The sequence below is a fragment of the Nitrospirota bacterium genome (assembly GCA_023229435.1).
Classification (GTDB): Bacteria; Nitrospirota; UBA9217; order UBA9217; family UBA9217; genus JALNZF01.
Window position 1 is genome coordinate 89,156 of the sequence record JALNZF010000005.1, and the last position, 12,276, is coordinate 101,431.

Genomic DNA, 12,276 nt, shown 5'->3' on the forward strand with positions numbered 1-12,276 from the left:
GAGAAACGATCATGAAATTCTTGAAATTAGCAGCAACCGCAGCATGCATCATCGTCCTGTCGATCACCCAGGCATTGGCGGGTAATACGATCAAAGTAGGCGCGATCCTGTCCGTAACCGGACCGGCGTCGTTCCTCGGTGCACCCGAGGCAAAGACGCTTGAGATGCTGGTCGAGGATATCAATGCCAGGGGCGGGATCAACGGTTCCAAGGTGGAGCTGGTGATCAAGGACTCGGGCGGCAGCCCGGAGAAGGCTGTCTCCTTTGCCAAACAGCTCATTGATGAAGACAAGGTCTTTGCGATCCTCGGCCCCTCCACCAGCGGCGAGACCATGGCCATCAAGAACATCGCTGAAGAAGGAAAGACCATCCTCCTTTCCTGCGCCGCGGCAGAGGTGATCGTGAACCCCGTGGCCAAGTATGTATTCAAGACTCCCCAGATGGACCGCGACGCCGTCCTGAGGATTTTCCAGCAGATGAAAAAAATGAACATCACGAAGATCGGCGTGCTGTCCTCCAACACGGGCTTCGGCAAGGCCGGCAAGGAGCAGCTCGAGAAGCTCGCTCCGGCGACCGGCATTCAGGTCCTGATCAGCGAGGTCTATGACAAGGCGGCCACGGACCTGACTGCCGAGGTGACGAAAGTGAAGGCGGCCAATGTCCAGGCGATCGTGAACTGGTCCATCGAGCCCGCCCAGGCCATCGTGATCAAGAACGCCCGCCAGATCGGCATAACCGTTCCGATCTTCCAGAGCCACGGTTTCGGCAACATCAACTATGTAAAGACTGCGGGCGCCGCGGCCGAGGGCGTCATCTTCCCGGCAGGCAGGCTCCTCGTTGCCGATACGCTGTCCGACAAGAACCCCCAGAAGTCGCTGCTCCTGTCCTATAAAAAATCCTACGAGACGAAGTATAAGGAAGAGGTGAGCACCTTCGGCGGACATGCCTATGATGCCCTGCTCATTCTCGCCGAGGCAATCAAGACTGCCGGAACAGACAAAGAAAAGGTCAGGACCGCCCTTGAAAACATCAAGGGCCTGGTCGGCACGGCCGGCATCTTCAACTTCTCGGCCACGGACCACAACGGCCTCGATACCATGGCCTTTGAAATGCTGACCGTGAAGGACGGCAAGTTCACGGTGCTGGATAAATAAAGCACGCACAATTTCAGACAGGGAGTGTCCGGCAGGGACGGGCACTCCCTGTTGTTTCAGAACATCAACATCCGGTCATCCCGGGCAGGACGTACCCGGGAAACGTGCGCAGTATTGCGTATCTCTGTAAGGAGGAGACTCACCATGGTGGTCAATAAGTTCATTGCGGTAATAGTCGGTGTTCTTTCGTTGTTTGCCGCTCCGGCATTCGCCGAGGACACGATCAAGGTCGGGGCCATTCTTGCCGTTACCGGCCCCGCATCAAACCTCGGTGCGCCCGAGGCGCGAACCCTCGAGATGCTCGTGGCGGACATCAACGCAAAGGGCGGCATCATCGGCAAGAAGGTCGAGCTCCTTGTCAAGGACACCGGCGGCAGTCCCGAAAAAGCAGTCTCCTTTGCGAAGCAGCTGATCGAGGAAGATAAGGTGTTCGCCATCATCGGCCCATCCACCAGCGGTGAGACCATGGCGATCAAGAACATTGCCGAAGAGGGAAAGACGATCCTTCTTTCCTGCGCCGCGGCCGAGGTCATTGTCAATCCGCTTGCGAAATATGTGTTCAAGGTGGCGCCGAAGGACAATTACGCCGCGATGAAAATCTTCCAGCAGATGAAGAAGATGAAGATCTCGAAGATCGGCGTTCTTTCAAGTAATACAGGGTTCGGCAAGGCGGGCAAGGAGCAACTCGAGAAGCTCGCGCTTGAGAACGGCATCCATATCCTGATCAGCGAGGTATACGACAAGTCTGCGACGGACCTCACTGCCGAGGTCACCAAGCTCAAGGCAAAAGGCGTACAGGCGATCGTGAACTGGTCCATCGAGCCTGCGCAGTCCATCGTGATCAAAAATGCGCGCCAGATCGGACTGCGGGTGCCGGTCTTCCAGAGCCACGGCTTCGCCAATATTCAGTACGTCCAGGCCGCGGGTATTGCCGCCGAGGGTGTGATCTTCCCGGCCAGCAGGATCATCGTTGCGGACCTGCTCCCTGATAAGCATCCGCAAAAGTCCGTTGTCCTGGCCTACAAGAAAGCCTATGAGACAAAATATAGCGAGGAGGTAAGCACGTTCGGCGGTCATGCCTATGACGCGCTGATGATCCTCGCCCGGGCCATCCGCGAGGGCGGCTATGACCGGGAAAAAGTACGGACCTCCATCGAGCACATAAAGGGATTCGTCGGCACCGCCGGTATTTTCTCCTTTTCGCCGACGGACCATAACGGCCTCGATATCGAATCCTTTGTCATGCTGACGGTGAAGGATGGTAAATTCGCGTTGCTGGAAAAATAGGACCTCACCACAGAAACACGGAGTTTGAAATCCGAGGGAGAATGGACGATCACGCCGCGGCGTGACTTAGTTCACGAAGATGATGGACGCGTACGCCTGAGCTAGTGCGTCTCTCTTACCTCGTCTTTCGTCCATCTTGCCCGCTTATTTCCTCCATGTCCTTGTGTCTTCGTGGTAAATAACAATCCTATCTGTCTTACGCGGATGAGGAGTCTTTTTTGATCGAGCTCTTTTTTCAATACCTCGTTGCCGGCCTGACCTATGGCACCATTTACGCCATTGTCGGCATCGGGTTCAACATTATCTACAATGCCACGGGGATCATCAACTTCGCCCAGGGCGAGTTCGTCATGCTCGGCGGCATGATCGCCGTGACCCTGCATGGTTTCCTACCGCTTCCGTTCGCGGTGCTCGGCGCCGTGCTGATCACAATGATCATCGGCGGGCTTATCGAGATGACCTTTATCCGGTGGCTCGTGAAGCCGTCCGTGCTCAGGATGATCATCATTACCATCGGCCTTTCCATCCTGATACGGGAAGCAGCGCTCTTCACCTGGGGCGAAGGAGTCCGCTCCCTGCCTTACTTCACGGGGAACGAGATCTCTGCTCTCTCGCTCGGTAATGTCCGCATTTCCCCACAGGTCATCTGGAGCATCGGTGTCTGTTCTGTCATCGTTTTTCTACTGAACCTTTTTTTCAAACATACCATGCTCGGCAGGGAAATGCGCGCCTGCGCTGCGAACCGTGACGCGGCGGCGCTCTGCGGCATCCCGACCAGGAATATGATCACCCTTTCCTTTGTCCTCTCCGCCGGCATCGGCGCGCTGGCCGGGTGCGTGGTCTCGCCGATCACGTATACGCAGTATAATATCGGCGCCGGTCTGGCCATCAAGGGTTTTACCGTTGCGATCCTCGGCGGCCTCGGCAACAGCATGGCCGCCGTGGCAGCAGGCTTCATCCTCGGCATTCTCGAGTCCTTCAGCATCTGGGTCCTGCCGACAGCCTACAAGGACACGATCTCCATCTCCATCCTGCTTGCCATGCTGTTCGTAAGGCCGAGCGGACTGTTTGGAAATAAAGAAGCCATGCGGCTGAAGGATTTTTGATGAAGACCCCGCGATTTACTCAGATCCTGACCCTCGTTGCCGTGGTCACCCTTGTCCAGCTGCTGACGCTGGCGGTTGGTAAGGAGTTCTATCTCACGCAGCTTACGATGACGGCTTACTATTCGCTCATTGTGGTCGGGTTGTGTCTCCTGATGGGGTTCGCAGGACAGATCTCGCTAGGCCATGCGGGCTTCTTCGCCATCGGCGGGTATACGTCGGCCGTCCTCACTACGCTGGATCTGTCAACCTTCAAGGACGCCGCTCTTGTCGCTCTGCTTACGAAGCTCCGGATCCTGACAAACCGGCAGGACCTCTACGGCCATTCGCTTTTGAGCGTCCATCCCTGGGCCGCCTGCATCGTTGCAGTACTGCTTGCGCTCGTCATTTCCTGGGCCATCGGCATCCCGGTGCTGAAGCTCAAGGGGCATTACCTCGCCATGGCGACACTGGGGTTCGGGACGATCATTTACAGTCTGGTGCTCGGGACCCAAAGCTTCGGAGCCGCAGACGGCATCTCGGGCGTGCCTCCTTTTCCATTGCTGCCCGGCATCAGCGTGAGTGGGAGCTCGTCGCTCAGGGTCCTGAACTATTATTTTGCCTGGCTGCTCGTGACCACGGCCATGGTGCTGCTCGTGAATCTCATCCATTCCCGGGTCGGCCGCGCGCTCCGCGCGATCCACGGGGCCGAGGACGCGTCGAACGCCATGGGCGTTGACACTGCCCAATACAAGCTCTCAACCTTCATGGTGAGCGCCGTTCTCGCCGCGATCGCCGGGGTCTTCCTCACCCATTTCAACGGCGGAATCGGCCCGTCCGAGGCGTCAATCATTAAATCCGTACGCTATGTTGCCATCGTTGCCGTCGGCGGCATGGGAAGCCTCTGGGGTACGCTCATTATGAGCGTGGTGTTGAACTTCTTCTCGCTTCGCGGCTACTTTGGGACCTTTGACGACGCTGTTTTCGGGATTATCCTGATTCTCATCATGCTCTTCGCGCCTGATGGCATTATAGGATCGGATCTGCGGAATCTGATCGGGAAAATAACAAATTACAAGCGTCAAATTTCAAATAAATCGCAATAATCAAAGTTCAATGACCAAAACAGTTTGTGAAAAGTCTATTTATGTTGGGATTTGGTGCTTATTTGTGATTTGATGCTTGTCATTTGGTGCTTAAACGTATGTCTCTTCTTGAAATAAGAAATATCAGCAAGCGCTTTGGCGGAGTCCAGGCGGTGAAAGACGTAAGCTTCTCCGTGCAACAAGGAAGCATCAAGGCGGTCATCGGACCGAACGGCGCGGGAAAAACCACGCTGTTCAACCTTGTGTCCGGATTTTTATACCCGGACGCCGGCGCCATCATATATCAAGGGGTGCCGATCAACGGGAAAGCTCCCTACGAGATCGCCGGGTACGGACTGTCACGCACGTTCCAGCACATCAAGCTCTTCGCCCACATGACCGCGCTCGAGAACGTCATGGTCGGCTGCCATGTCAGAAGCAGGGCGGGATTTCTCGCCGGCATGCTGAACCTGCCCTGGACCCGGCGCGAAGAACAGGAGATCCGGGACAAAGCGCGCGCAATGATGGACTTTCTCGGGATCGCGAAGCTGACCGGGGTTGAGGCCCTGAGCCTCTCTTACGGCCAGCAGCGTGCCGTGGAACTCGCCCGTGCACTGGCGGGCGGCCCGACCATGCTGTTGCTCGACGAGCCCGCAGCGGGCCTCAATATGCGTGAGACAGCGGACGTGGCAAAACTGATCACCAGGGTTCGCGACCTCGGCATCACTGTTTTGATCGTTGAACACGACATGTCCCTGGTCATGAACATCTCCGACGAGATTGTCGTACTCAGCTACGGCGAAATGATCGCCGATGACGTGCCGCGTGCGGTACAGACCAATCCCGAGGTCGTCCGTGTATATCTGGGAGAGGACGATGCTTAAGATCCGAAACCTCGATGCCGGATACGGCAGCCTGACCGTACTGCGGCGGCTTTCGCTCCATGTGAAATCAGGAGAGATCGTCACGATCATCGGCGCGAACGGAGCGGGCAAGACCACGCTGCTCAAGACCATTACGGGTCTGCTCCGGGCCCAGGCTGGTGAGATCGTGTTCAACGACCAAGACATCGGACGCGTTCCGACAGAGCGGATCGTTTTCAGCGGATGCTCGCTCGTACCCGAAGGCAGGCAGGTATTCCCCGCAATGCCAGTGAAGGAAAACCTGCTGCTCGGCGCGTATGTGCAGTTCAAGCGCGGCAACAAGCATGAGGTGGAGAGCGATCTTGGGCGTGTCTACAGCCTCTTCCCGGTGCTGAAACAACGCGAATATCAGCTCGCCGGCACGCTGTCCGGCGGCGAACAACAGATGCTTGCCATCGGCAGGGCGCTCATGGCGCGGCCGAAGCTCATCATGCTCGATGAGCCTTCCATGGGCCTGGCGCCGCTCATGGTGAAAGAGATCTTCAACATTATTGTAAAGCTCCGCGACAAGGGGAATACGGTGCTGCTGGTGGAGCAGAATGCGCGAAGCGCGCTCAAAATCGCGAACCGCGGCTATGTGCTCGAGACAGGCAGGATCATCCTCTCGGGCGAAGCCGAAGACCTGCTTGCGAACCGGGATGTGCAGCGGGCGTATCTGGGACGGGACGTTGATGTATAAATCTTGAGTGACGATGGACGAAGGACGATGGAAGATATCGGCTGAAGAAAATCCTTTTCGTCCGTCATCCCTCGTCTGTCATCCATCGGCTTTTTTAACATCGGAGGTCGTTATGTCAACCTACTGGCAGCCTGAAAGCGAAGGTATGGAACGGAAAGAGCTGGAGCAGTTGCAGCTTGAACGGCTCGAGTCCACTTTGAGCCGGGTGTATATGAACGTCCCGTATTACCGGAAAAAGTTCGATGAGGTCAAGTTTAATCCCGATGACCTGCGTTCGCTCGATGACCTGAGCAGACTTCCCTTCACGACCAAGAACGACCTCAGGAACAATTATCCCTACGGACTCTTTGCGGTTCCGCTTCGGGAGGTCGTCCGGATCCATGCTTCGTCGGGAACGACCGGCATGTCAACCGTCGTTGGCTACTCGAAAAACGACATCAAGACCTGGTCGAACCTGGTGGCGCGGGTCCTGGCGGCCGGCGGCATCACCAAGGACGATGTCATTCAGATCTCGTTCAACTACGGCCTTTTCACCGGCGCCTTCGGCCTTCACTACGGCGCGGAGCGGCTCGGCGCTTCCGTCATCCCCATCTCGAGCGGCAATACGCGTCGCCAGATCAAGCTCATGCAGGACTTCAAGACCACCGCGCTGGTGAGTACACCCAGCTATGCCATGATGATCGCGGACACGATGATGGAGATGGGCATCAACCGCAACTCCCTCTCCCTGAAGTACGGCCTCTTCGGCGCGGAGCCCTGGTCCGATGCCATGCGCAAAGAAATCGAGGACAAGCTCAAGATCGTGGCCACGGACAACTACGGCCTCTCCGAGGTGATGGGGCCCGGCGTTGCCGGCGAGTGCTTGGAACGAAACGGTCTGCACATTGCCGAAGACCACTTCCTAGTCGAGTGGATCAATCCCGACTCTCTTGAGCCGGTCAAGCCCGGTGAGCTCGGAGAAATGGTCATCACCACGCTGACCAAGGAGGCCTTCCCGGTCATTCGGTACCGGACCCGCGATCTGACCCGTCTCATTCCCGGACCCTGCCCCTGCGGCAGGACCATGAGGAGGATGACGAGGGTCTACGGCAGGACCGACGACATGCTCATCATTCGCGGCGTGAATGTGTTTCCGCAGCAGATCGAGAACGTGCTGTTCGAGATCGAGGGTGTTGCCCCTCACTATCAGATCATCATCGATCGCAAGGGCGCGCTTGATGATACGACGGTCAATGTTGAGGTGTCGGAATCGATGTTCTTTGACGAGATGAAAAAGCAAAGCCAGCTCAAGGAAACCATCAAGAAGCGCCTTGCCTCTGAGCTCGGGATCTCCGTCGAGGTGAAACTTGTCGAGAAAAAATCGCTGGAGCGGTTCGAAGGAAAAGCGAAGCGGGTCATAGACAACAGGAAATTCTAAGAGGTTAACCACAGAGACACGGAGACACTGAGAAAAACCAGAAGAAAAAGCAAATCAAAAAAGGGTGTTTTTTCTTTTTTCATATTCGTGAACTTCCCGTCTTCATGAATCGAGCCTCTTGGTTTTCTCCGTGCCTCAGTGTCTCCGTGGTAGATTGAGGTTATGTTGAACATTATCGATTTCCACACTCATGTCTTCCCTGATAAGATCGCCAAGGCTGCAATGGACGCGCTTGCCGCGGAGTCCGGCAACTACCGCCCCCGGACGGACGGAACCTTGCAGGGACTGCTCGACTCCATGAAGCGGGCGAACATCTCCGCAAGCCTGGTGGCGAACATCGCGACGAAACCGACACAACTTTTTTCGGTCCTTGAGTTCTGCAAACTGATCAAGAGCGACAGCATTCATCCATTGGTCTCATTTCATCCCATGAACGATCCGGATGATGTCGAGGATATGCTGGGACAGGCCCAACGGGCGGGTATCCGCGGGGTCAAGCTCCACCCCATGTACCAGCGCTTCTTTATCGACAATAAACATATGTACGGCTTTTATGAGCTCCTCGCAAGCTTCGGCTTCTATATCATATTCCACACCGGTTACGATCTCGCCTTCCCCGAAAATACCCAGGCGGACGTTGAGCGCGTCAGGAAAGTGGCTGACTGGTTCAAGGACCTTACCATCGTGTGCACGCATGTCGGGGGGTGGAAGCAGTGGGACCGGATTCATTGCCTCAGCAACTGCAAGAATGTTTATACCGAGACATCGATGACCTTGAGCGAAGTGAGCGACGAGGAGTTCATCAAGCTTATCGGAAACTTTGATGAGGACCGGGTCCTGTTCGGGAGCGACAGTCCGTGGACTGACCAGAAAGAAATGCTCGAGCGAACACTGCGCTTGAAAATATCAGACCGCTTGAAAGAAAAGATGCTCTATGAGAATGCCGCTACCCTCCTTGGCTTAAAAAAGACATAAGAAATCATGGCGTTCCGTGTTCCATTGTTTCTTGGTTTCAGGGTTGACAATATAATTCTGTTTATGCTAAAATTAGTTGTGTAATGGGGTAGAATGACGTTATGCTATCATGAGAGGAGAGAGTAAGGGGCGGTCAGCTGTTGATTCATCGTTCGTACATGATTGACATCCGCGGTCGGCAACAGGCGGATCTTGACCGGCCCCTGAAATCGGACTATGAAAAAAATTGTAATAGCTGAAAACATCAACACTATTCTGAAAAAAAAGAACAATTTCTTAGACCGGGCGGACATGCGCGTCTTCACGGCTGCAACGACTGATGAGGTGCTGCAAATCCATCGCACGATCCGCTTGGACCTGATCATCATCCCTCTCGATATGCCGGGAATGAATAGTGAACAGCTTTGCTCACTCCTCAGGGAGAATGCGGACCAGGGTACGGTCCCCGTCATGATGGTCTGCGCGCACACCAAGCGGGCAATTGAAAAAAGCGCTCGCTGCGGGGCTGATGCGGTAATTACCCGTCCGATCAAGCCCGCTCAACTTCTGGAACAGGCAAAAAAGCTCCTTAACCTGTCCTGGCGGGAAACATACCGGGTGCTCCTCAATGTTGCCGTTGAAGGGAGTGTCAGCAGCAATCACTTTGTCTGCAACTCGCTGGATATCAGCCTTGATGGGATGCTTATTGAAACCACCCAGATCTTTAACCCAGGAGATCGGCTTTCCTGTTCGTTCTTCCTCCCCGATATGTCACAGATCCAGATAACGGGAGAAATTGCCCGTACCGTAACTCCTGCGCCGGGAGTGAAGAGCAACTGGTACGGAGTGCACTTCCTGGACCTTCCCGCGGATGCAGAACAAGCCCTGGAGTCCTTTATCGACACCAATGCCTCCATAACACGTCCCCGGCCTGACGAACAACCTGGTTAACGCGATCCGCATTACGCGCCGGTATCAGAACCGGCCGCGTGACAAGCGATCATCAATTCTGCATACCAAACATCGTTGATATCCTGAGCACAACAGGGGCATGAACTGAGCTTAGCGGGAATGGTGCGAAGATTTCAGTGACACCTGCTCGCGCGCTTACTTTCTTTGGGCCCTGCCTGCCGCAAAAGCCTTCTGATTTATCTCAAGCACTTTTTTAGGCACCGTATTCTTGATTGCGTCGAGGACGGCCGACTCCTTGAGCGGCAGAAACGTGAGAGCCGCGCCGAGCAACACGAGATTGAGCGTGCGCTTGTCCCCGGCTGCGACGGCAAGCTGCGTCCCATCGAAAGGCATGACGGTCTTGACGCGCTCCTTGATGACCGCATCGATACCAACAGGATATTTTTCCGCTGCAATGGAAACGCCGATTGTGCCGATGGACCGGGTATTGTATATGACCACACCGTCATCCTTCAGGAAATGGAGATACCGCGCAGTTTCGAGGGGCTCGAACCCGATCAGCAGGTCGGCCTCTCCCTCGCTCACGATCGGCGAGAAGACCTTGTCCCCGAACCGCACTTGCGAAAGCACACTGCCGCCGCGCTGGGCCATGCCGTGCACCTCGCTCTGCTTCACATCGAGACCCGCAAGGAGCGCCGCCTCGGCAATCACCTTGCTCGTCAGGAGCACGCCCTGTCCGCCCACACCGCTGATCAGAATATTAAAAACGTTCACGATAACCCCTCAGAACTTTTTACCACGGATTAACATCCCCGATTGAAGCATTCGAGGACAAGCTAATTGACGTAACTTAAGAACACTGGATTCCCGCTGGAGCCTGCCCTCGAATGTCGTAGTCGGGGGCGGGAATGACGTTCTTTACTCCAAACTCCGAACGACTCGACTGAGCTCGTCGAAGTCTCCACACTCCGAACTGCTACGCTACGTCGTCTTCATCGACCCCGTGGTGCAGAGCTGGGCGCAGACGCCGCAGCCGTTGCAGAGAAGCGGATCGATCTCCACGAAACCCGTTTTACCCTCGGGCGTAAAGGACAGGGCGATACACCCCGCCTTGAGACACACCTTGCACCCGGTGCAGGTCTTTCGCTCCACGGCATAGACCTTCTTTGCGATACGGTAGCGCAGCACGCAGGGCTGGTTCGAAATGAGCACCGCCGGTCCTTTTTCCGCGAGTTCTTCCTTCATGATCTTCTCGAGATCTTTGATGTTATAGGCGTCGATCTCGCGCACCCGCTTCGCGCCGATGGTATGGCAGAGCTTCGCGATATCGAGGCGGGGCGCTTCAGTCCCCCTGGCGGTGCGGCCCGTGCCGGCGTGCTCCTGCCCGCCGGTCATGCCGGTCGTGTCGTTGTTCATAATGATCACGATGGCGTCGCCTCCGTTGTATACCATGTTGATCAGACCCGTGATGCCGGAATGAACGAATGTGGAATCGCCGATCACGGCAACGGGCTTCTGCTGTATGCCCTGGAGGGCAAGACCCCTGGCCATGCCGTGCGCGGCGGATATGCTCGCCCCCATGCAGATGCAGGTGTGCATGGCGGAGAACGGCGGCAGCGCGCCAAGAGTGTAGCAACCGATATCGCCGGAGACCGTGAGCTTGAGCTTGGCAAGCACCGTAAAGAGACCGCGATGCGAGCAGCCGGGACAGAATGTCGGCGGCCGCATGATGAGACCGGCCACGGGCTCCTTCATCGGAATCCGGCTGCCCGAGATCTTTTCTTTCACCAGACGCTGGCTGAATTCGCCGCAGAGCGGCAACACATTCTTGCCGAAATGGACCGTGATGCCCATGGCCTTGATCTGTTCTTCGAGAAAGGGATCGAGCTCCTCCACCACCGCGAGTTTTGATACGGACGACGCGAACTGTCTGATGAGCTTCTCCGGGAGCGGATAGGTCGTGCCAAGCTTAAGCACGGTGGCCTTGGGAAAGGCCTCGCGAACATACTGGAACGAGATGCCGGAGGTAATGAAGCCGAGTGCTTTTTCACCGTCGATGATCTGGTTAAGCGCCGAGGTCTCGGCCCATTCTTTAAGCCGCAGGAGCCGGTCCTCAACGAACACGTGTCGTTTTTTTGCGTTGCTGGGGAGCATCACGTATTTGCCGAAGTCCCTGATCATCCCGCGGCCTGCCGGAGAGTCGGGCGTTCCGACCTCGACCACGCTCTTGCAGTGCGAGATCCTCGTGGTCGTGCGCAGGATGACCGGCGTGTCGAAGGACTCGGAAAGTTCGAACGCGACCTTGATGAATTCTCTTGCTTCCGCGGAATCGGAGGGCTCCAGACAGGGAATCTTGCCCATCCGGGCAAAGTGGCGCGTGTCCTGTTCGTTCTGGGAACTGAACATGCCGGGGTCGTCGGCAGCCATGAGCACGAGCCCGGCGTTAATGCCCGTGTACGCCGCGGTCATGAGCGGGTCAGCAGCAACGTTCACGCCCACGTGCTTCATGCACGCAAGGGAACGCACGCCGGACAGGGCGCCGCCGATGGCCGTCTCGAGGGCCACCTTCTCGTTCACGGACCACTCAGCATGGATACCGTCGGCCTGCGAAAGCGTTTCGAGTACCTCGGTGCTCGGCGTACCGGGATAGGCAGCGGCGAGCTTGCCGCCCGCTTCGATGAACCCGCGCGCAATTGCTTCGTTACCCGAAAGAATTGCTTTATTCAAAGCTACACCTCAATAATTGTCTCTCGTTTCTCACTCCGAACTCTAAACTCCGAACT

General features: G+C 56.2%; 11 protein-coding genes. 9 read left to right on the forward strand and 2 right to left on the reverse strand.

Features of this window, described 5'->3' with window-relative positions; genetic code table 11:
• Positions 1–11 precede the first annotated feature (11 nt).
• From M0R70_05495 to M0R70_05535, 9 genes are all read left to right on the forward strand, one after another.
• On the forward strand, positions 12–1,154 hold the full coding sequence (locus M0R70_05495) for an ABC transporter substrate-binding protein (GenBank protein ID MCK9418819.1): 1,143 nt from the start codon (positions 12–14) through the stop codon (positions 1,152–1,154).
• Between the two features lie 144 nt (positions 1,155–1,298).
• On the forward strand, positions 1,299–2,441 hold the full coding sequence (locus M0R70_05500) for an ABC transporter substrate-binding protein (GenBank protein ID MCK9418820.1): 1,143 nt from the start codon (positions 1,299–1,301) through the stop codon (positions 2,439–2,441).
• Positions 2,442–2,659: 218 nt separating this feature from the next.
• The gene (locus M0R70_05505) at positions 2,660–3,547 is read left to right on the forward strand and encodes a branched-chain amino acid ABC transporter permease (protein MCK9418821.1); all 888 of its coding nucleotides are present in this window, start codon (positions 2,660–2,662) and stop codon (positions 3,545–3,547) included.
• A complete protein-coding gene (locus M0R70_05510; GenBank protein ID MCK9418822.1) occupies positions 3,547–4,629 on the forward strand; it encodes a branched-chain amino acid ABC transporter permease in 1,083 nt (360 codons plus the stop codon). Before M0R70_05505 ends, M0R70_05510 begins: the two co-directional genes overlap by 1 nt.
• A 98-nt stretch (positions 4,630–4,727) precedes the next feature.
• Positions 4,728–5,492: an ABC transporter ATP-binding protein gene (locus M0R70_05515; GenBank protein ID MCK9418823.1), complete on the forward strand. Its 765-nt coding sequence runs from the start codon at positions 4,728–4,730 to the stop codon at positions 5,490–5,492.
• A complete protein-coding gene (locus M0R70_05520) occupies positions 5,485–6,210 on the forward strand; it encodes an ABC transporter ATP-binding protein (protein MCK9418824.1) in 726 nt (241 codons plus the stop codon). The genes M0R70_05515 and M0R70_05520 overlap by 8 nt, the downstream gene beginning before the upstream one ends.
• A gap of 112 nt (positions 6,211–6,322) precedes the next feature.
• The gene (locus M0R70_05525) at positions 6,323–7,627 is read left to right on the forward strand and encodes a phenylacetate--CoA ligase (GenBank protein MCK9418825.1); all 1,305 of its coding nucleotides are present in this window, start codon (positions 6,323–6,325) and stop codon (positions 7,625–7,627) included.
• Positions 7,628–7,789: 162 nt separating this feature from the next.
• Positions 7,790–8,602: an amidohydrolase family protein gene (locus M0R70_05530; protein MCK9418826.1), complete on the forward strand. Its 813-nt coding sequence runs from the start codon at positions 7,790–7,792 to the stop codon at positions 8,600–8,602.
• Between the two features lie 216 nt (positions 8,603–8,818).
• A complete protein-coding gene (locus tag M0R70_05535) occupies positions 8,819–9,532 on the forward strand; it encodes a response regulator (protein ID MCK9418827.1) in 714 nt (237 codons plus the stop codon).
• Positions 9,533–9,688: 156 nt separating this feature from the next.
• Here M0R70_05535 and M0R70_05540 read toward each other — a convergent pair whose 3' ends face one another.
• Positions 9,689–10,267, reverse strand: coding sequence for an indolepyruvate oxidoreductase subunit beta (locus tag M0R70_05540; GenBank protein ID MCK9418828.1), 579 nt, complete (start codon positions 10,265–10,267; stop codon positions 9,689–9,691).
• A gap of 207 nt (positions 10,268–10,474) precedes the next feature.
• A complete protein-coding gene (iorA, locus tag M0R70_05545; protein ID MCK9418829.1) occupies positions 10,475–12,220 on the reverse strand; it encodes an indolepyruvate ferredoxin oxidoreductase subunit alpha in 1,746 nt (581 codons plus the stop codon).
• Positions 12,221–12,276 lie beyond the last annotated feature (56 nt).

Excerpts from the sequence above, each read along its gene's own strand:
- M0R70_05495 (MCK9418819.1), top strand. The coding sequence starts at position 12 with ATGAAATTCTTGAAATTAGCAGCAACCGCAGCATGCATCATCGTCCTG.
- M0R70_05500 (MCK9418820.1), top strand. The coding sequence starts at position 1,299 with ATGGTGGTCAATAAGTTCATTGCGGTAATAGTCGGTGTTCTTTCGTTG.
- M0R70_05510 (MCK9418822.1), top strand. The coding sequence starts at position 3,547 with ATGAAGACCCCGCGATTTACTCAGATCCTGACCCTCGTTGCCGTGGTC.
- M0R70_05515 (MCK9418823.1), top strand. The coding sequence starts at position 4,728 with ATGTCTCTTCTTGAAATAAGAAATATCAGCAAGCGCTTTGGCGGAGTC.
- M0R70_05520 (MCK9418824.1), top strand. The coding sequence starts at position 5,485 with ATGCTTAAGATCCGAAACCTCGATGCCGGATACGGCAGCCTGACCGTA.
- M0R70_05525 (MCK9418825.1), top strand. The coding sequence starts at position 6,323 with ATGTCAACCTACTGGCAGCCTGAAAGCGAAGGTATGGAACGGAAAGAG.
- M0R70_05530 (MCK9418826.1), top strand. The coding sequence starts at position 7,790 with ATGTTGAACATTATCGATTTCCACACTCATGTCTTCCCTGATAAGATC.
- M0R70_05535 (MCK9418827.1), top strand. The coding sequence starts at position 8,819 with ATGAAAAAAATTGTAATAGCTGAAAACATCAACACTATTCTGAAAAAA.